The 19,661-nt window shown below is 70.7% G+C and carries 14 protein-coding genes and 2 pseudogenes; 9 read left to right on the top strand and 7 right to left on the bottom strand.

The features are described from left to right. Positions 1–394 precede the first annotated feature (394 nt). Positions 395–3,019, top strand: coding sequence for a rifamycin-inactivating phosphotransferase (rph, locus tag ACFQVC_RS08135; protein WP_381828116.1), 2,625 nt, complete (start codon positions 395–397; stop codon positions 3,017–3,019). Positions 3,020–3,169: 150 nt separating this feature from the next. Here the strand turns inward: rph and ACFQVC_RS08130 are convergent, their stop codons facing one another. Next, positions 3,170–4,234: an aminoglycoside phosphotransferase family protein gene (locus tag ACFQVC_RS08130; RefSeq protein ID WP_381828113.1), complete on the bottom strand. Its 1,065-nt coding sequence runs from the start codon at positions 4,232–4,234 to the stop codon at positions 3,170–3,172. A 198-nt stretch (positions 4,235–4,432) separates the two neighbouring features. Here ACFQVC_RS08130 and ACFQVC_RS08125 point away from each other — a divergent pair, with 198 nt between their 5' ends. Beyond that, positions 4,433–5,179, top strand: a complete 747-nt coding sequence (locus tag ACFQVC_RS08125; protein WP_381828111.1) for a phosphotransferase family protein — start codon at positions 4,433–4,435, stop codon at positions 5,177–5,179. Positions 5,180–5,378: 199 nt separating this feature from the next. Then, positions 5,379–6,122, top strand: coding sequence for a type 1 glutamine amidotransferase (locus ACFQVC_RS08120; protein WP_381828109.1), 744 nt, complete (start codon positions 5,379–5,381; stop codon positions 6,120–6,122). A 40-nt stretch (positions 6,123–6,162) separates the two neighbouring features. On the opposite strand, the gene ACFQVC_RS08115 is transcribed toward ACFQVC_RS08120, so the two are convergent. After that, positions 6,163–6,963: an SMI1/KNR4 family protein gene (locus ACFQVC_RS08115; protein WP_381828107.1), complete on the bottom strand. Its 801-nt coding sequence runs from the start codon at positions 6,961–6,963 to the stop codon at positions 6,163–6,165. A gap of 138 nt (positions 6,964–7,101) precedes the next feature. Continuing rightward, positions 7,102–7,752 carry an HD domain-containing protein gene (locus ACFQVC_RS08110; protein WP_381828105.1) on the bottom strand — a complete coding sequence of 217 codons (651 nt, stop codon included), beginning with the start codon at positions 7,750–7,752 and terminating at the stop codon, positions 7,102–7,104. Positions 7,753–7,920: 168 nt separating this feature from the next. On the opposite strand from ACFQVC_RS08110, the gene ACFQVC_RS08105 reads away from it, so the two are divergent. After that, entirely contained in the window at positions 7,921–9,207 is a 1,287-nt protein-coding gene (locus ACFQVC_RS08105; protein ID WP_381828102.1) for an NAD(P)/FAD-dependent oxidoreductase, read from the top strand. Positions 9,208–9,302: 95 nt separating this feature from the next. Here the strand turns inward: ACFQVC_RS08105 and ACFQVC_RS08100 are convergent, their stop codons facing one another. Further along, positions 9,303–9,560 (bottom strand): alpha/beta fold hydrolase, encoded by a 258-nt coding sequence (locus ACFQVC_RS08100; protein ID WP_381828100.1) that lies wholly within the window; start codon positions 9,558–9,560, stop codon positions 9,303–9,305. On the opposite strand from ACFQVC_RS08100, the pseudogene ACFQVC_RS08095 reads away from it, so the two are divergent. Further along, positions 9,522–10,214: pseudogene (locus ACFQVC_RS08095) on the top strand (GlxA family transcriptional regulator); the annotation flags it as partial. The gene ACFQVC_RS08100 and the pseudogene ACFQVC_RS08095 sit on opposite strands and share 39 nt — an antisense overlap. A gap of 104 nt (positions 10,215–10,318) precedes the next feature. Here the strand turns inward: ACFQVC_RS08095 and ACFQVC_RS08090 are convergent. Continuing rightward, on the bottom strand, positions 10,319–10,756 hold the full coding sequence (locus ACFQVC_RS08090) for a VOC family protein (protein ID WP_381828098.1): 438 nt from the start codon (positions 10,754–10,756) through the stop codon (positions 10,319–10,321). Positions 10,757–10,866: 110 nt separating this feature from the next. On the opposite strand from ACFQVC_RS08090, the gene ACFQVC_RS08085 reads away from it, so the two are divergent. Further along, entirely contained in the window at positions 10,867–11,475 is a 609-nt protein-coding gene (locus tag ACFQVC_RS08085) for a YdcF family protein (RefSeq protein WP_381828095.1), read from the top strand. 136 nt (positions 11,476–11,611) lie between these two features. Here ACFQVC_RS08085 and ACFQVC_RS08080 read toward each other — a convergent pair whose 3' ends face one another. Then, positions 11,612–16,441 (bottom strand): cation-translocating P-type ATPase, encoded by a 4,830-nt coding sequence (locus tag ACFQVC_RS08080; RefSeq protein WP_381828093.1) that lies wholly within the window; start codon positions 16,439–16,441, stop codon positions 11,612–11,614. 136 nt (positions 16,442–16,577) lie between these two features. On the opposite strand from ACFQVC_RS08080, the gene ACFQVC_RS08075 reads away from it, so the two are divergent. Continuing rightward, positions 16,578–17,078 carry a hypothetical protein gene (locus ACFQVC_RS08075; protein ID WP_381828090.1) on the top strand — a complete coding sequence of 167 codons (501 nt, stop codon included), beginning with the start codon at positions 16,578–16,580 and terminating at the stop codon, positions 17,076–17,078. A 117-nt stretch (positions 17,079–17,195) separates the two neighbouring features. On the opposite strand, the pseudogene ACFQVC_RS08070 reads toward ACFQVC_RS08075, so the two are convergent. Continuing rightward, positions 17,196–18,005 (bottom strand): annotated as a pseudogene (locus tag ACFQVC_RS08070) (MmyB family transcriptional regulator); the annotation flags it as partial. A 35-nt stretch (positions 18,006–18,040) separates the two neighbouring features. Here ACFQVC_RS08070 and ACFQVC_RS08065 point away from each other — a divergent pair. Both ACFQVC_RS08065 and ACFQVC_RS08060 read left to right on the top strand, forming a co-directional pair. Beyond that, positions 18,041–18,601 carry a hypothetical protein gene (locus ACFQVC_RS08065; RefSeq protein ID WP_381828088.1) on the top strand — a complete coding sequence of 187 codons (561 nt, stop codon included), beginning with the start codon at positions 18,041–18,043 and terminating at the stop codon, positions 18,599–18,601. Positions 18,602–18,786: 185 nt separating this feature from the next. Further along, positions 18,787–19,587: a formylglycine-generating enzyme family protein gene (locus tag ACFQVC_RS08060; protein WP_381828331.1), complete on the top strand. Its 801-nt coding sequence runs from the start codon at positions 18,787–18,789 to the stop codon at positions 19,585–19,587. Positions 19,588–19,661: the final 74 nt, after the last annotated feature.

Raw genomic sequence — 19,661 nt, 5'->3', positions numbered from 1 at the left:
GAGCAGCGACTCTCCGCGGGAAGCTGGTCAGTCCCGGCGGACGGCAGGAGGCAAAAAGGAAAGGCAAGGAGAGATCTCTCCTTGCCACTCTCAACTTATAGCGCACAGGGGGGCTTGCGGCAAGGCCCAGGTGGTGGCGCACAATCCTCGCTCAAGGCCACAACCTGCGGAAATGGGGAGCACACGACGTGCGGGTGCTGTTGTCGATGTATTCGACGTATGCGACGTATGAGGGACGCGGTGGCATCCCACCGACAGCGAGGGCGGCAGAGGCAGGGCAGTCACGGACCGGGACGCGCCGGACACGAGGTGCGACGGAGCCGGGGGCGCCGGTGATTCGATCGGCCGGTGCAATGCAAGGGGACACGAACACGACTGCCTCGGAGGTAGCGCGATGATCGAGCAGTACGTGTGGGATCTGCAGGAGGCCGACGAGACGCACGTCGCAGTCGTCGGCGGCAAGGCGGCGCACCTGGGCGGCCTGTCACGGATCGACGGCATCCGCGTGCCGGCCGGTTTCTGCGTGACGACGGACGCCTTCCGGCGGGTGATGGCGCAAGCGCCGTCGTTCGACGATCGGCTCGATGAGTTGTCGCGCCTGAACCCCGGCGACCGGGAGGCGATCCGCGCACTCAGCGCGGAGATCCGCCGGACCATCGAGGACATCACCATTCCCGACGATCTCGCGGCGGCGATCACCCGCGGCGTCGGCCGGCTCGGCGAGGGGGCCGCCTGCGCCGTCCGCTCCAGCGCTACCGCGGAGGACCTGCCCACAGCCTCCTTCGCCGGGCAGCAGGACACGTACCTGAACGTGGTGGGGCCTGCGGCGATCCTCCAGCATGTCAGCCGGTGCTGGGCCTCGCTGTTCACCGAGCGCGCGGTGAGCTACCGCCAGCAGAACGGCATCGACCACCGTGCGGTGCACATGGCCGTGGTCGTGCAGCGGATGGTCTTCCCGCAGGCGTCCGGCATCCTGTTCACCGCCGACCCGGTCACGGGCAACCGGACGATCGCCACCGTGGACGCCGGCTTCGGCCTCGGCGAGGCCCTGGTCTCCGGCCTGGTGAACCCGGACGTCTTCAAGGTGCGTGACGGCGAAGTCGTCGCCAGGACGATCGCCGCCAAACAGCGTGCCGTACAAGCCTTGCCGGACGGCGGCACGCAGGAAGTGGCGATCGACTCGCAGCGGCAGGAGCAGCCGTCGCTGACCGATGCGCAGGTCGCGCGGCTCGTCCAGCTCGGGCGGCGGATCGAGGCGCACTTCGGCGGCCCGCAGGACATCGAATGGTGTCTGGCCGACGGTGACTTCCAGATCGTCCAGAGCCGGCCGATCACGACGTTGTTCCCCGTGCCCGAGACCGGCGACCAGGAGAATCACGTCTACGTCTCCGTCGGCCATCAGCAGATGATGACCGACCCCATGAAGCCCCTCGGGTTCTCCATGTGGCAGCTGACGGCCATGGTGGCGATGCACGAGGCAGGCGGCAGGCTCTTCGTCGACGTCACCCAGCGGCTGGCCTCGCCCGCGAGCCGCGCCGCCCTCCTGGACCTCGTAGGAAGAGGCGATCCGCTGATCAGGGACGCCCTGGAGACCGTCCTCGAGCGTGACGATTTCGTCCCGTCGCTCCCGGACACCGCTCCCGCCGGGCCGCCGCCCGGCAGTGCGTCGCCCGGCGGTGCGCCCGCCCCGATCGAGGCCGATCCGGCCGTCGTCACCGAGCTGATCGAGCGCAGCCGGGCGTCCCTCGCCGCCCTGGAGCTCGACATCCGCACCAAGACCGGACCGGAGCTGTTCGACTTCCTGCTCGAGGCCTTCAAGGAGCACAAGCGGGTCCTCAGTGACCCGCTGAGCATGAAGGTGATCATGGCGGGGATGGAGGCCACGTGGTGGCTCAACGACAAGCTGCAGGAGTGGCTGGGCGAGAAGAACGCGGCTGACACGCTCACCCTGTCCGCCCCCGACAACATCACGTCGGAGATGGGCCTCGCGCTGCTGGACGTCGCGGACGTGGTCCGCCCGCATCCGGAGGTGGTGGCGTTCCTGGAGGGCCTGCAGGGCGTCGAGGACGAGGGCTTCCTGGACGAGCTGGCGAAGCTCGCGGGCGGGCCCGAAGCGCGCGACGCCATCGAGGCCTATCTCGACCGGTACGGCATGCGCTGTGTCGGCGAGATCGACATCACGCGGCCGCGTTGGCGCGAGCGCCCCACCACGCTCGTGCCGGTGATCCTCGACAACGTCAGGAACTTCGAACCGGGCGCCGCCGAGCGGCGCTTCGAGGAAGGACGGCACAAGGCGCAGGAAAAGGCGCAGGACGTGCTGTCCCGCTTGCGGGCCCTGCCGGACGGGGACCAGAAGGCCGACGAGGCCCAGCGAATGATCGACCGGGTCCGCACCTTCATCGGATACCGGGAGTACCCGAAGTACGACATCGTCAGCCGCTACTTCGTCTACAAGCGGGCCCTGCTGGAGGAGGCCGCGCGCCTCGTGCATGCCGGCGTCCTGCCTGAGCCGGAGGACATCTTCTACCTCACGTTCCAGGAACTCCACGACGTCGTACGCACGCACCAGGTGGACGACCAGCTCATCCAGCAGCGCAAGGAGGCGTTCCGCTCGTACCAGGCGCTCACACCGCCCCGGGTGCTCACCTCGGACGGCGAGGCCGTCACCGGGGCGTACCGGCGCGACGACGTGCCGGCCGGGGCGCTGGTCGGCCTCCCGGTTTCCGCAGGGACCGTCGAGGGCAGGGCCCGCGTCGTCCTCGATATGGCGGACGCGGACCTGGAAGCGGGCGACATCCTGGTCACGACGTTCACCGACCCCAGCTGGTCGCCGCTGTTCGTCGGCATCGCGGGTCTGGTGACGGAGGTGGGCGGCCTGATGACCCATGGCGCGGTGATCGCCCGTGAGTACGGTCTGCCGGCCGTGGTGGGCGTGGAGCAGGCGACCCGGCTGATCCGGGACGGGCAGCGGATCCGCGTACACGGGACCGACGGGTACATCGAGATCCTGACCGACTGACCGACTGACCGACTGACCGACTGACCGACTGACCGGGCCGGGCCGGGCCGGGTGATCGACGCCGGCGGCCGCTTGACGCCCTGGCCAACTGAGATGGCTGCCGCCTCGCCGACGGTGACGAGGCGGCAGCTTCTCTCCGGTCCTACGGTTCTACGGGCGTTTCGCAGGCACCGGCTGAAGCGCGGGCCAGCGAGCGAGCATTCGTCGGCGCATCTCAGCGGTGAGGCCGCTGACGCCGCCAAGAGAGGGGTGGCCGACGGTCATCTCGCTGACGACACCGAGCCGGTGGACGAGGCGTTGCCTGGCTGTCGCCGTGCCCCACTCCCAGTCCTGGTGCGGAATCCTGGCCAGGTGGTCAATGCTTTCGCGGCGCGCCCGCTCGACCAGGGCGTCGCCGCGGAGCAGCCAGCCGGCGCATGCCTCTGTGAGGCCGTGCTCGGGCTCGGCGCCGGTCTCGGAGCCGGTATCGGGACCGGCTTCGGACCCGGTCTCGGCGTGCCAGGCAATGCGGTATGCGCGCTCAGCCCGTTCCAGCAGCGGCGCGGGCGACGACGTGACACACCAGCAGGTCGGGAACCCGATACGCAGATAGGCCAGCTCCATCAGGCCGCTGCCCAGTGACGCCTGCTCGAAGTCGATGAATCTGATTCCCGTGGCGGTGTGGAGATCGTTTCCAGGGCAGGGGTCCCCGTGCAGAAGGGCGTGCCCCGGTGCCTGGTCGAGCCGGCGGACGAGGTCACCGAGTTCGTCGGCAACGCCAGGCTCGACAGGAATCTGCAGAGCCATGGCCAGCCCGAGGAAGGAGTCGATGTCGGCTTGGCTCGGGCCCTTCCATCGGGGAAGTAGCCCCACGTCCGCCGGGCGGGCGGTGGCGTGCAGCCGTGCCAACGCGGCTGCGTAGGCGACGATCCAGTCGGCGGGCGGGTGCCGGTGATCCACATGCTCGAGGACCAGCACCCGCTCACCGGGGTCGGTAGCCAACAGTGCGGGCACCACGGGCGATTCAGCCCGGGCGGCGAGCCGCAGGGCGGTCACCTCCCGGGCGTACCGCTCATCGGCGTCGGGGCCGTCGACGACCTGCTTCACGACCGCAGTTCTCTCCGGCAACTCGACGCGCCACACCCGCGAGCGCGGGCTGCTGTCAAGTTGGCTCCAGTGCCTCGGCGTTCCCACCTCGGCCCGTAGCTTGTCCCCCAACGTCAACTGGGTCCCCATGGGCGCATCCTGCCACGCGGCCGAGTGCAACTGCGGTGGGAATACTGCCGGTTCTCACCACCCCTCGATGGTTCGCGTCAGCGGGCGCCGCCACTCACGAGGCCGCCGTGACCGCCGGGCAACGGGGACGCCGTCAGCCGCGCAAGCGCACGCGATAATCCCGGCGACGCGGACCTTCCTCCGGGATACTGCTCGCCCATGGACGAAGTCAGCGTCGTCGTCGCCCATTCCGAACGTGCGACCCTGCGCGTCGGCGATGTGTTCCTGAAGGTGGACACCGATCAGGGACGCATCGACGTCGAGGTCGAGGCGATGGCCCTCGCGCCGGTCCCGACCCCGCAGATCCTGTGGCGCAGGCCGCCCGTGCTCGCGCTCGCCGCGGTCCCGGGGGCGGCCCTCGGCCGTCTCGGCGAGCCGTCGACCGCGTCGCCGGAGGCGTGGGCCGCGGCGGGTGCGGCCATCCGGACATTGCACGACGCGCCGTTGCCGCCCCGGCCCGGCCGGGCGGGCCGGAGCCTCGACGAATTGGCGCAGGAACTCGACGGCGAGTGCGAATGGCTCGTGACGAGCGGCGTCCTGCCCGCCGACCTGGTCACCCACAACCGACGGGTCGCCGAGGCCGCGCTGCGGCCGTGGGCCGAGGTGTTCACGCACGGCGACCTGCAGGTCGCTCACGTATTCGTCGACGGCGACGACATCACGGGCATCATCGACTGGTCGGAGGCGGGCCGGGGGGATGCCCTGTACGACCTGGCCACCTTGACGCTCGGACACCAGGAGCATCTCGGCGACGTCGTCGCCGGCTATGGCACCGGCATCGACCTCGACGTCATCCGGGCGTGGTGGTCGTTGCGCAGCCTGCTGGGCGTGCGCTGGCTGGTCGAGCACGGCTTCGACCCGAGTTCGCCGGGCTGTGAGGTCGATGTCCTGAGATCCCAGATGTGAGGCTTCCAGGGTCCGACGGTTCCGCATGCGTTGTGGCCGGACGGCAAGTGGACCCGGTTGTCGGCTGCCTGTCGGCATTCCCCGCCCACGGCCACGGATCGAGCGCGGACCGGCCGCACCACCCGATCAGAGGGCCGGCCGACCTGCCCGTTACGGTATAGCTAGCCAGTCTCCGTACCGTCTGCCAGGAGCCCTCCGCATGTCCCCGCGCACCGTCCTGATCCTTCAGCACGTCGAGGTCGAGAAGCCCGGCCTGATCCTCGACGCTCTGCAGGGCAGCGGTCTCGACGTCGATGTGCGCAACCTGATCGCCATGCCCGGTGTCTCGGCCGACGATCTGCCGCCGGTGTCCGAGCTTGCCGGACTCGTCGTGATGGGCGGCCCCATGAACGCTGACGACCTGGCGGGGTATCCGGCGCTGAAGGTGGAGCGGGACCTGCTGGCCGAGGCGCTGCGGGCCGGCATCCCCACCCTCGGCGTATGTCTCGGCGCCCAACTGCTCGCCCGGGCCCAGAACTTGACTGTACGGACCGGTGCCGAGCTCGGCCTGGAGAGCGAGATCGGGTGGGCGCCGCTGAGCGGTGTGGACCGCGACGATCCCGTCGTGGGCCCCCTTGCCGACGCCCCCGCCGTTCTCCACTGGCACGGTGACCGCATCGAGCCGGCACCCGGCACCCGGGTCCTGGCCCGCACCGACACCACCACGTGCCAGGCGTTCCGGGTCGGCCCGGTCGCCTGGGGCCTGCAGTTCCACCTGGAGGTCACCCCCGACCTCCTGGACGACTGGCTCGCCGAACCGTCCTTCGCCGCCGAGGCACGTGACGCCCTCGGCCCCGGCGCGACGGAGCAGCTGCGGGCCGACGCCCACGCCACCGCTTCGGCCCTGCGCCCGCTGGCCGAGCGAAGCCTGGCCCATCTGCGCGCGCTCTTCCTGGGTCAGTAGCCGCGCGCAAGGAGCTGATGCCGCTGCGGGCGGGGCCCAGTCAGTCGTTTCCCCCGTAGTTCATGAACCAGTGGGTGTCGAAACAGCGGGCCATCGTGAACGGGTGGTGCGCGTCGGTGAGGATGCGGCAGACGAACTCCGCCGTCCGGCAGTCGAAGGTGAGGTCGTCCTCGCCGTCGAAGGAACGCACCACGACGGGCCAGCGGTCCGGATCGTCGCCTTCGACCCGCCAGCAGTGCACGTCCTCGTGCTCCGTGCCCGCCCAGATGAGCAGACCGTCCTCCCTGAGACTTGCCCATGGCTCCGGATTCAGGGTCAGGAAAGCATCGAAGGCGCCCTCTCCGAACGTCGCGACCATGGACTTGTAGTCGCCCGGCAGCGCGGTGCCCAGGCGCGATTCCACCTCTGCCAAGGCCGCATCCGGCCGCGGGGGCGGCTCGGTCCAGCCGGTGATCCGTATGAGCCGGTCCATCCAGTCGACGTCCTCGCCCGGAGCGAACGCCGGGAGTTCAGGCGTCTCCCGCCGGGCAACCACCAGCACTGGCCGCTCGATCTCCTCCCCGTCCCGCGCCGTACCCGTACCGACCCACTGGCCTCCGTATGCCCACGCCCGTATCGTCACGGCCCGGTCCTCGAAGGGAACGAGCAGGGCCGCGCCTCGGGAATCGTCGACCGTCGGATCGGTGAAACCGTCGAGGACGAGGGTGCGCGGGGCGCCGAATCTGGCGGCGAGCAAGTCGGTCAGGCTCTGCGGGTCCACGTCTCCCGGCAGGTACATGTACCCCTTTCCCGCGCCGAGTTGGGTCAGCAGGCCGTGGATGGTCACTTGCGTCAGCTCCATGGCCGACAGTGAAGCGCACCGCACCGCACCGCACTGACAAGGGACGCGCTCAGAGGACGTGGCCGGCCGTCCACGGACGACGACCATCCACGGGCGACGACCGGACCGCTCCGTGGGCGCTTTCGCCGTCGGCCGGGTCTACGCCGGCCCGCCGCTCCCGGACCACCCTCGCCTCTCTCCTTCATCGATGAGCTGGCGCCCTGCCTCCCACAGCACGCTGGAGGCGTCTCCGATCAAGGCCTTGCGGGCGCGCACGTCGTCCGCCGTCACGCCGGGCGTCTTCCAAGTGCCCTCGCGCGCCATCCAATTGAGCAGAAGCGGCTGGAGGCGGTCCATCGCCTTGGCGAAGCGCGCCTCGGGCGTGCGGCGCTCCTCGAACTCGTCCCACAAGGCACGCACGCGCAGCGCCTGGTCCTCGGGCAGCAGAGCGAACAGCTCATCGGCGGCCTCCACTTCACGTTCCCGCTGATCCACCCCGGCGGCACTGTCGTAGAGCGGAGTGTCCCCGGCGTAGATCTCGATGAGGTCGTGGATGAGTACGAGCTGCACGGTGTGCCCGATGTCGATGGGCTCGTCGGAGTACTCGGCCAGGAGCAGCACCATCATGGCCAGGTGCCATGAGTGCTCGGCGTCGTTCTCGCGGCGCTCGGCCGAGACCAGCGGCGACTGACGCAGGATTGACTTCAGCTGATCCACCTCGACGAGAAAGGTGAACTGCCGGCGCATTCGCTCCTCCAAGTCAGCGGGGAACGGCGTCTTGTCCGCCAGTAGTCTCCTGCCATCAGCCATGGACTCATCGTGACACGAGGCGCCCGCGGATACAGGAGTTGAGTCCCGTACAGAAGTTGAGTCCCGGCAGCCATCCCCCAGGTCTTGACAATTGATCATGCCCCTGACAGCAGTAGCCCTGTACCAATCCTGCGAACGGCAGCACATCCCAAGGGGGACGATCAGCACATGGCCCATCCCGAGAGCGCGGAATACGACTACGACGTCGTCATCAGCGGAGCCAGCCTCGCCGGCAGCGCCGCGGCGATCCTGCTCGCCCGGCGCGGTGTCCGCGTCGCCCTGCTGGAACGCCGCTCGGACGCCGAGGCGTACAAAGCGCTGTGCACCCACTCCCTCCAGGCCTGCGCCTACCCGGTCCTGGACGAGCTGGGCCTGGTACCCGCACTGGAGAAGGCCGGTGCCGTCCGCAACGAGGCCCGCTGGTACACCCGTTGGGGCTGGATCGAGCCGAGGGCCGCGGCGGCGGGTCCCGAGCTGCCGTACGGGTACAACATTCGGCGCAGCGTCCTCGATCCGCTCATCAGGTCCCATGCCGCCGAGACCCCTGGTGTCGAGCTGCTCCTCGGTCATCAGGTGACGGGCCTGGTCCGGGAGGGCGGACGGACCTCGGGGGTGCGTGCCTCGACACCTGAGGGCGAGCGTGAGATACGGGCCCGCCTGGTGGTCGGCGCCGACGGCAAGGACTCGGCCGTGGCGAAGTTCGCCGGGGTGCCCACTCGGCAGTACGAGAACACGCGGTTCGGCTATCTCGCGCACTTCCGCGATCTTCCGCTGCGCGACGGGATCAGCCACACCTGGTTCCTCGAGCCCGATATGGCGTACGCGTTCGTGAACGACGACGGCGTGACGGTCCTCGCGGTGCTCCCGGACAAGAAGCGGCTGCCGGCCTTCCGCGACGACCTGGAGGGCAGCTTCCTCGACTTCGTCCATGCCCTGCCCGAGGCTCCGCCCGTCGACTCCGCCGAGCGCATCACGAAGATCACCGGCACGGTCAACTACCCGCTTCACAGCCGCAAGCCGACCGCGCCGGGCGTCGCCTTGATCGGTGACGCCGCCCTGACCGGCGATCCCCTGTGGGGCGTGGGATGCGGATGGGCTCTGCAGTCCGCGAAATGGCTGGCGGAGGCGGTCGCATCGGCCGCAACCGGGCAGGGCGACCTGGACAGTTCGCTCGGGAGATACGCACGCGGCCACCGGCGCCGCCTTCGCGGCCACCAGTATCTGGCCGCCGACTTCGCCAAGGCCCGCCCGTTCAACCCCATGGAACGGCTGCTGTTTTCAGCGGCAGCACGCGATGAGTCGCTGGCGCGGCACATGCATCTGTTCGGATCCCGCCTGATCGGCCCGCTGCGTTTCCTCAATCCCGTGGCGTTGGCCAAGGCATCGGCCGTCAACATCAGGCATCGCCGGGCGGCTGCGTCCGCCACGGCGGCCCACTCACACAGGGAGTCGTGACCGGCTCTCCCCCGCCCACCCCGCCCACCCCGTTCGCTCCGTTCGCTCCTGGGGCCCTGCGGTCCTGCGGTCCACGGCAGCGAACGGTCTGCCGCCTATCGTGCGGGTGCCGTGAAGAACGCGGCCAGCGCGTCGGCCACGGCGTCGGGCGCGTTCTCCATGGGAATGTGCCCGGCGTCGCGGATACGGACCAGGGCGGTGGCCGGGATCTCCGTGGCAAACCGCTCGGCGAAGCTGACGGGCTGGAAGGTGTCGTCTTCGCCCCAGACCAGCAGCTTGGGCACCGTGGACGCGCGCAGGGCGGGCAGGAGTTCGCGCGTGTACGTGCTGTCGGCGGCACCAGCCAGCGCCATCCAGGAGCGGCACACACGCGGGTCCCGCCAGGGATCGACGTACTCCTCGATCTCCTCCCCGGCCGCCGCGCCACCACCCACTGGCGCCGCACCGCCCAACTCGCCGCCACCTTCCCCGAGGTTGAGGTGGACCCGGACGTGCTCTTCGTGGATCACGGCGACGTGGCGACCAGCGCCGGAACAGGCGCGGGTATCGACCTGTGCCTCCATCTCGTACGGCGCGACCACGGCGCGGCGTACGCCGCCCAGATCGCCCGGAACATGGTCCTGCCGCCGCACCGGGAGGGCAGCCAACTCCAGTACGCCGCACAGCCCGCACCGGCCAGGGCGGACGAGTCACTGGCGCCCCTGCTGGAGTGGACCGCCTCCCGGCTCGACGCCCCGCTGACCCTCGATCGCCTCGCCGAACACGCCGGGCTCTCCAGCCGGACCCTCGCCCGGCGGTTCACCGGACAACTCGGCACCAACCCGGGACAGTGGCTCCTCAGCCAGCGCCTCGACGCGGCACGGGTGCTTCTGGAACACACCGACCTGCCGGTCGAAGCCATCGCCACGCGCGTGGGACTCGGCTCGCCGGTCAACCCGCGCCGCCGCTTCCGGGCACACCTGGGCACCACACCCAGCGCCTACCGACGGACCTTCAGCGAAACCTGACGGGCGGCGATCGGCCCGACGAATACAGGGTTGTTCCTGACCCATTGGCCCGGTCAGCCGTGTGCTCTTCCTCGGCCCTTCCTCGGCCCTTCCTCGGCCCTTCCTCAGCTCTTCCTGAGGTCCTCGGCGAGCATCACCAGGATGCCGCTGGGACCGCGGAGGTACGTGAGCTTGTAGACGTCCTCATACGTCGCCACACCGCGAAGCGGATGGCATCCGTGCTGTGCGGCTGCCTCAAGGGCTTTGTCGATGTCGTCGACGGAGAACGCGACGCGATGCATGCCGATCTCGTTGGGGCGGGTGGGCTCCGACTCGATCGCTTCGGGGTGGATGTACTCGAAGAGTTCGAGGCGCCCCTGACCGTCCGGTGTCTGGAGCATCGCAATCTTGGCGTGATTGCCGTCAAGGCCGACGGCGGTGTCGGCCCACTCCCCACTGACCGTGTCACGCCCGAGGACCGTGAGTCCGAGGTCGGTGAAAAAGGCGATCGTCGCTTCGAGGTCGCGAACGGCGATGCCGACGTTCTCAAGTTTGATGGCCATGCGCCGCATGCTAGCGAGCCGGTCGGATCGGGTGTTTCCGGCAATTCACGATCGGGTGCTGTCCACCGGCCGGACATCGCTTCATGAAAACGCGGGGCTAGAGTCACCGCATGCGACGAAGGACAGGACTGGCGATCGCTGGGGCGGCAACCTTGGCCTGGGGCGAATGGTTGAACTGGCGCTGGTCGCGGGCTCTCATCGGAAACAGTGGGGGCGATTGCGAGGCCGTGGTCGTGCTGGGCTTCCAAAACCCCCAGGCGACGGCGAACTTCGTCAACCGCTGGCGGGTCCGTGCCGGAATTCGCTCCCTCTCCGCTGACAGCGCCCGCGGCTCCCGCGGCACTCGCGTGATCTTCAGTGGTGGTGCGGCCAACGGTGACGCCGCGGAGGCCCAGTTGATGGCCGACTACGCGACGTCGGTGCTCACGTTCGACGGCACGGTGCTTCTCGAAGACAGGAGCGCGACGACCTGGGAGAACATCAGGAACGTGATCCCCCTGCTTGAGGACGTCGACCGCATCAAGATCGCCTCCCAGCCGGCTCACGCGCTCAAGGCCCGCGCGTACTTGCGGCGCCAGCGCCCTGACCTTGCCGAACGGCTCGTGCGCGCGGATGACTACCGCCCCGGCGAGTGGATGCTCCTCAAGCCGCTGCTGGCTCTGTACGGACTGTGGACGCTTCGCGGTCTCGATGCCGACGAGCGGATGGTCTCGCCGTAGGAGCCGAGAAGTTCGTCGAGTACGGCACTCGAGTACGACACGACGGCCGCCACCGGCAGTGCCCACGCCGCCCACCCCGCACGATCCGCCTCAAGAGCCGTCTCTGGCGCCCCACCTGCCTCGGCGGTCTCACGCTTCAGTCGTGCCGGGTCGTCGGCGACGCCGGCCCGTGCCGCACGGCGTCCAGTGGCCAGGGGGGCCACCGCACGCTGAACTGCCGGATGGAATCGAGGCAGTTGGCGAGCAGGGCGCCGTTCGCGGATACGGCCGTGGCCACCCCTGAGGCGGCCACGGCGATGGCCCAGGAGACGGGGCTCAGCGGGGTGCAACCGAAGAAGCGGCTGATGGCCGGGGTCTGGACGGCGGCCAGGAGGGCGGCTCCCGAGGTGGCGCACGTGGCGACGACCAGGCGGCTGTGCCGGCCTGCCGTGAGGGTCTGGCCGAGCTGGCTGGCGATGAGGCTCACGAGTCCGACGGTGTTCGTCTCGTGCCGGCGGCCTCCCAGGCGGCTCGCCCCCCAAGCGAGGGTGGCGCCCAAGGTGGTGGCCGTACTGCGTACCGCCAGGCTGTGGATGAGGGAAGGCCCCCACAGTGTGGTGACGGGACCGGCCGCCAGTGGATCGCCGTGCATGCCGGGGTCGTGGGGTTCTTCGCTCTCACCGTCGGGGTCCGCCGGGGCGAGTGCGACCGCGAGCGCGGGCAGCATGTCGGTGAGCATGTTCACCAGGAGCAACTGCCGTGTGGTCAGCGGGGATCGTCCGTCGAGAGCCGTGCCGATGATGGTGAACGCGACCTCGCCGGCGTTGCCTCCCACGAGGATCGACACCGCGTCGCGTACCCGGCTCCACAGCGAGCGGCCCTCCTGAACCGCCGCAGTGATCTTCGACGGGTCGGAGGCCGCGAGGACGAGGTCCGCGGCGGCGCGTGCGGCGGTGGACCCCTTGCCCGCGATGGCGATGCCGACGTCGGCGAGGCGGATCGCGGCGGCGTCGTTTGCGCCGTCGCCCGTCATCGCCACGACATGGCCCGCGCGCTGCATCGCTTCCACGATGCGGGCCTTCTGCTCGGGTGAGATACGGGCGAACACGGTGGTCTTGGCGATGCGTTGCATCCGGTCGCGCTTGGGCAGGGTGTCGAGTTCGGCGCCCGTGAGGATGCGGTCGGCCGCGGGGATGCCGAGTTGGCGGGCGATGGCGGTCGCCGTGACCGGGTGATCACCGGTGATCATGGTGGTACGGGTTCCCGCGTCCGTGAGCTGCCGGATGGCGTGCACGGATGTGGCACGGGGGGTGTCGGCGAGTGCAACGAAGCCGAGCAGCGTCAAGTCGGTGGCAGCACCGTCCAGTTCGGTTCCGGGCACTGCGCCGTCCTGGTCCGGCAGGGCCTCTGCCACGGCGAGCACCCGCAGTCCGTCCTCGGCGAGGCGGCGTACCGTCGCCTCCGCCCTGCCGCGACGGGCGGGGGTCAGGGGCGCCGGGGTCGGGGAGGAGGCCGTCGTCACCGTCGCGCACCGGGCGAGCACGACCTCCGGTCCGCCTTTGACCTCCAGGCGCAGCCGGCCTGCGTGACTGCCCAGGGAGGCGGCGTAGCCGCGGTTCGTCTCGAACGCGAGCTCACTGACCAGACGCCAGTCACGGTCGGGGCCGAGGCGCTGGTAGGTGGCTTCGACGACGGCGCTGTCGGTGGCGTGGGCCGCCAGGTGCAGGTCGGTGGGGTCGGTCTGCGGGCACGCCCTGCCGGCGACCCGGAGCAGATGTTCTGCGCCGGGACTGTTCTCGGGCATGTCGCCATCGATGCCGGCCAGGCGGGTCACCGACAGGCGGCCCTCGGTGAGAGTGCCGGTCTTGTCGAAGCAGATGGTGTCGACGCGGCCGAGCGCCTCCAGGGCGCGTGCGGAGCGTACGAATGCCTCCTGGCCGCCGAGTCTGCGGGCAGCGGAGAGCTGGGCCGCCGTGGCCACCAGCGGCAGGCCTTCGGGGACCGCCGCCACCGCGATGGCCAGACCGGATGCCAGCGCCTGGCGCAGCGGCATGCCCCGCAGCAGGGCCAGGGCAGTGACCGTGGCGCCTGCGGCGGCCGTCAGGGGCAGGGTGACGCGGGTGAGTTCGGCGAGCCGCGCCTGCACGCCGACGGGGGGCGCGGCCCTGGTCGCGGTGGCGGCGCGGCCCGCCTCCGTGGCCTCGCCGACGGCGGTGACGACGGCCTGGCCCCAGCCCGCGACGATCGTGGTGCCCTCGAACAACATGCAGGAGCGCTCGGCGAGTTCGGCTCCGGGGATGGCCTCGGCGTTCTTGGTGACGGGCAGGGATTCGCCGGTCAGATTGGACTCGTCCACCTCCAGATCGGCGGCGGACAGCAGTCGCATGTCGGCGGGTACGACGTCGGACGCCATGAGTTCGACGACGTCTCCGATGGCCAGCCGGTCGGCGGTGACCGTCTCCCCCGGGGCTCGGTACAGCGCCTGCCGCCAGTCGCCGCTCTCGCAGCCCTTCGTCAGCCGCACTCTGCGGGCGGTGAGCTTCCCGGCGTCCAGGAGGTGACTCAGGGAGCGTTCGGCGCTTTGGCGCTGTGTTCCGCTGACCATCGCTCCGCCCGCCATCACTCCGCTGACCAGGAACGCGTCGACGCGTGAGCCGAGGGTGGCCGACGCCGCCGCGCCGAAGGCCAGGACCGGGGTCAGCGGGTCCTTGAGCTCTTCCATGGTCGCCACGACGAGGTCACCGGCCCGGCGTACAACCTTGTCGGCCCTCGGCGCAGCGGCGAGCCTGCGCCGCAGCAGGGTACGCAGGCGGTGGCGCGTGGTGGTGCGGCGCCGGGCCCGGTCCGGGTCGCCGTTGTCCGCGTACGAGGCCGCGTGTTCACGCAGGCGTACATAGGTCTCTTCGGCGTCGAGCGCGTGCCAGTCGCCCCGCGGCACGGGTGCGGGCTCGGGCAGCAGGCCGACGCGGTAGGCGCACCACACTCCGCGCAGCACCGCGAGCGCGGCCATGCTGTGCACCGGGGAGATGTGCAGCCCGCTCGGGCGCCGGCTCGGTGCCACGACGGTGGTCAGGGCTCCGAGTGCGGCGCCTCCGATCGCGGTGCGTGAGACCTCCTCGCTCACCCGTCTGGCGGGTTCGAGGGAGCGCAGCAGTCGCCAGGCGGAGAGCAGGCCGTCCCCGCAGATGAGGTCGGCCGCCCAGCAGGAGCCGAGCGGGTTGCGCAGGACGGCGACACCGATGTCGGCGGCGGCCAGGGCGGTGTCCTGGTGGGCCGTGACCACCAGGACACCGTGCCCGCCGCCCTGCAACTCCCGCACATGGTCGGCCAGTTCCGTGCCCGCGGGCAGGATGTCGTCGGCGTGCGCGCGCAGGTCCCCCATGCTGGCGTGTTCGGTGAGCAGTACCCGGTCGACGCCGGTGCGCGCGGCCGTGAGGACGGCATCGGCCAAGGGGTCCAGTTCGCAGCCGACCTCGACGGTGCCGCGCTGTCTGCCCGCCCGGTCGTGGAGCTCCATCGTGACGCCGCGCGGGTCGTCGAAGGTGTGCGCCGGGCAGTCGTCCGCGCGCCGCAGCTCCCAGCCGTTTCGCCGCCATGACGTGCGCTGCTGCAGCTGCGCCGGGTCCTGGGCGGACAGCAGGCTCTGGGCCACGCGCCATACGTCGGCGTCGTTCCAGGCGGCGTCATCGTCGGCACCGCCCGAGGCGGCCGAGGCGGCCGAGGCGGCCGAGGCGGCCTGTGCGGACACCACACGGGGCCGGTCGCGGCACAAGGCCCCCGAGTCGACGATCACGCAGGAGATGCGGTCCAGCAGGCGCAGCGATCCGGCGTTCATGGCCAGCACACCGTGCTGGGCGAGCCACCAGTCGACCACCGCCGCATACGCCTGCCGGCCCAGCCTGGCCGCCTCGGGGACACAGGCGAGCAGGAACTCCATGGCCTGGCCGGGGCGTCGGGTGCCGGCCAGCAGGGCTCCCGCCCCGACCAGGGACGCCACGGCGACCTTGTCGCTCGCCGTCTCGATCGGGCCCGGCCGGATCGGTTCGGGCCTGGGCAGGCGCTGGACGGATTCGTGCGGCAGCGCGTGGGCGATGGAGTGCAGATCGATCTCGTGCCGTTCCCAGGCGGCGCGCCGCGCGCGGCTCTCCAGGAGCTGCGCGGTGCGGTGCAGAACACCGACGGCCAAGGGCGCGCCCCGGCGGTTGAGGGCGTGGGCGACGGTGACGGCGAGCGAGAGACAGACATCCCCGCGGATTCGGCCCAGGCTTCCGGTGACGGCGCCGCGCACTCGGAGGTGGTTGTCCACCAGGACCAGGCTCTCGCGGACGCCGTACGGCAGTAGCGGCAGATTGAGCACGCGGCCCACCGCGGCGGCGCCGAGGCCGGCCAGACCCGAGACGAGGGAGAGCGAGGCCGCTGCCTGGTCGGCGCTGTCGGTGGGGTGGGGGACGGCGGCGGGAAACGGCTGCTCGGCGATGCCGTGGGCCCGCTCCACCGACTCGACGATGTCCACGAGGGCGTCGACGTCCACGGCCTGCTCGTTGAAGATCACCAGGAGGCGCCGGGTCTCGCCGTTGACCTCGGCCCAGTAGACGCCGTCGGCGGCCATCAGCGCCAGGATGGCCGCCTTCGCCAGCCGCCGGTGGCGCAGGCCCCGGCCGGTAAGTCCGCGCATCTGCAGATGGGCGTGGCCTCCCTGGGCCCATACCTGCCGCTTGACGCGGGAGTCCCCGGAGTCGGCGATCTCTTCCGCGAGGGTCTTGATCTGCACCGGGGCGCCGGCCACCAGCTCCCCGATCCGGCCGGGTGCCACCGCGATCAGAGCGGCGGCCGCTGTTCCGCCGGCCTCCATGGCCTTGGCCACGGTGGGCACCGCCGAGTCGGCGAGCGCCCTGGCGCCCCCGTGGACCAGACGTCCCCCGTGGGAAATCAGCCGGACGGGGAAACGCCGCATCGTCTCGCGCAGCGCCGACCGCACACCAGGCACGCGTGTGCCCCTCCCTCGCACCCCGGCCGACGGCGTCGGCACACGAAAGGGCTCCCCACCAGAAATGACACGAAATGCGAATAAAAGCCACATAGTCCTACGCTGGTTCCCTCGAACGAATGCGAGGAGTGAGCCCGTGACCACGACGCGACGTGCAAGCCAGGGGGCCAAGAAGAGTCCCGCCAAGAAGGCCGCCGGCAAGGCCGCCACCACGAAGGCGGCACCGAGCGCGAAGAAGGCGACGCGGAGCACGAGCACCCGCACGCGATCCGCCTCGGCCACGTCCGCCACTGCGCACAGCACTCCCGCCAAGGCGAAGGCGTCAAAACCCGCCGCCCACAAGAGCACCCGCTCGCACACGGCGAAAAGCACGGACGGCTACACCCTGACGATTCCCCCCGTGAGCCACATGGCCGCCGGCGTCGCCAACGCCGCCAAGGCCCCGCTGGCCAAGGGACACGAGCTCCTGACGGCGAAGAAGGGCCTGCCGGTCTACCTCGGCCTCGGCGGCGCCGCCGTCCTTGGCGTACTCGAACTGCCGGTGGCCGCGGCCGCCGGGGGCGGCTACGCCGTACTGCGCCAGTGGGGACCGACGCGTGGCCTTCTCGGGGGCGGCGGGAAGACGGCGCACGCCTGACGCCTTTTGCCGTCGCGCGCTCTTTCGGCAGCCCGTCCTGTCCCGTCCCGAGCAGAGCCCGGTTCGGCGGCGGCCGCGCCAGGCGACAGGCCTCATGAGCCAGGCGCGCGGCGACGGTCAGTCGGCTGCCGATGTGCGCGGCCAGGAGGCCTCGGCTTCCTGTGTGGCGGCCCAGGAGGCGAGCAGACGCAAGCCCTCCTCGGAGGGGGAGCCGGGTTCGGCGGTGTAGATCGTCAGAGTGAGTCCGGGTTCGCAGCCATCTCCAGGCCCTCGTAGGCGAGGGTGAGGTCGCCGACGGCCTGGTGGTGGAAGCGCTTGGTGCCGGTGCCGTGATGGCGCACGTTGCGAGCGCCCCAGCGGGTACGGAAAGCGTCGCTGCGGGTGGACAGCTCGCCGACGAGGTCGTGCAGGTCCTTGTCGTGGGGGTTGCGGCCGGCTTCGGTACGCAGGATGGCGACAGCGATGTCGGCGGCCTGCTCCCAGTCGGGGTAGAAACGCCGGGAGGCGGGATCGAGGAAGTTGAACCGGGTGAGGTTGGCCTGGTTTGCGGGGGTCGCGTAGACGTCGGCGTAGAAGGCCCGCGCAAGCTGGTTGGCGGCGAGGATGTCCATGCGGCCGTTGCGGATGAAGGCGGGTCCTGCGGTGACCGCGTCCAGGGTCCACTGCAGGCTGGGGTGCGGACTCCACGGCCGGGCGGTACGGCGGCGGGGCCGGGCCAGGACGTCGGAGCCGTCGGCGGCCTGCGCCAGCCGAAGCAGATGCGCGCGCTCGGCGTCATCGAGCTGGAGGGCACAGGCGACGGCCTCCAGCACTGAGGGCGAGACACCGGCGAGGTTCCCGCGTTCGAGCTTGGCGTAGTACTCCACGCTCATGTCGGGGGTGCACCGCGCCGCTTCGACTACGACCTGTCGGGCGCCGCCACCCACCGCGACGCGCAGCTGCGCCACGCCCTGACCCGCCTGTTGCACTGGGCCAAAGCCACCGGCGTACAGGCCATCGCGATCGAAGACCTCGACTTCACCGACTCCAAAACCCGCGAGAAAGACGGCCGCAACAAGCGCTTCCGCAAGCTCACCTCGGGCCTGCCCACCGGCCAACTCCGCGCCCGCCTGCTGTCGATGTGCGCGGAGAGAGACCTCGGCGTGATCGCCGTCGATCCCGCCTACACCTCCCAGTGGGGCGCGCAGCACTGGCAGACTCCGCTGACCACCCCACATCACAAGACCAGCCGACACGCGGCCGCCTCGGTGGCCATCGGCAGGCGCTCCCGCGGACACCGGATCAGGCGACGGACGACACCGCCCCGCCGGCACCAGAGCGATGCCGGCGGGCATCGGACCATCCAGGCCCCATCCGGCATCCCAGGAAGCGAGGGAAACCGCCCCCGCGTCCCCGGACCACGGACACGATCCGCTGGCGCCGGACGCGGCAGGAACGCGGTCGACCAGAACACTCAACACCGTTCGGAGTGTTCGGCCGAGCACGAGTACTGGAAACAGGACTCACTACCGCTCAGCCCCTAGGAACGGTGTACCGGCAGTACACCCTTTGCTGGTGACTCGCTGCGAGTTGCTGCGTACCCTCGGCCGCCCGGGAGCGGGAGGCGCACGATCTCCCCAACTCCCGTGATGGTGGCTCCGGTTCAACGACTGTTCCTCGCCCCGGCCCGCACGCCGAGTACGCCGAGTGTCCCGAGTACGCAGAAAGCATCGCCCTGCCCGGCGGGACCTTCCGGATGGGCAGCGAGGACGAGGACGCCAACCCCGGTGACGGCGAAGGGCCCGTGCGCGCCGTGTCGGTATCACCCTTCGCCATCGACGCCTACGCGGTCACCAACGCCCGCTTCGCGGCCTTCGTCGAGCAGAGCGGATACCGCACCGAGACGGAGGAGTTCGGCTGGAGCTATGTATTCGCGAAGTTCCTTCCCGGCCCTCTGCGCAACACCGCACCACGCCCGCCGGGAACCCCCTGGTGGTGCGGCGTCCAAGGCGCCGCGTGGAACAGGCCGGAAGGGCCGGGCAGCGGGCTCGACGGCCGCTGGGAGCACCCCGTGGTGCATGTGACGTGGCGGGACGCGGCCGCTTTCTGCCGGTGGGCCGGTGGGCGCCTGCCCACCGAGACGGAATGGGAGTACGCCGCACGCGGGGGCCTCGACCAGGCCCGCTATCCCTGGGGGGACGACCTCACGCCGGGCGGGGAGCACCGGTGCAACATCTGGCAGGGCACCTTCCCGTTCCGCAACACGGAAGCGGATGGCTTTGCCGGTACCGCTCCGGTGCACGCCTTCGCCCCGAATGGCTTCGGTCTCCACAACGTCGCGGGAAACGTCTGGGAGTGGTCCGCCGACCGCTGGCAGGCCGACGATCCCGGCCGTCGCGTCATGCGTGGCGGCTCCTACCTGTGTCACGACTCGTACTGCAACCGGTATCGCGTCGCCGCCCGCACCGCGAACACCGTCGACAGCTCGACAGGCAACCTCGGCTTCCGTATGGCCCGGGACCTCGGCTGACAGCAGCAGCCCAGCCGGAACCCAGCCCCGGCCCGGACCGGCTCGGCCCGGATCGGATCGGATCGGAGGAGACC

Source organism: Streptomyces monticola, assembly GCF_042665355.1.
GTDB lineage: Bacteria > Actinomycetota > Actinomycetes > Streptomycetales > Streptomycetaceae > Streptomyces > Streptomyces monticola.
This window is presented reverse-complemented; position numbering and strand designations above follow the sequence as displayed.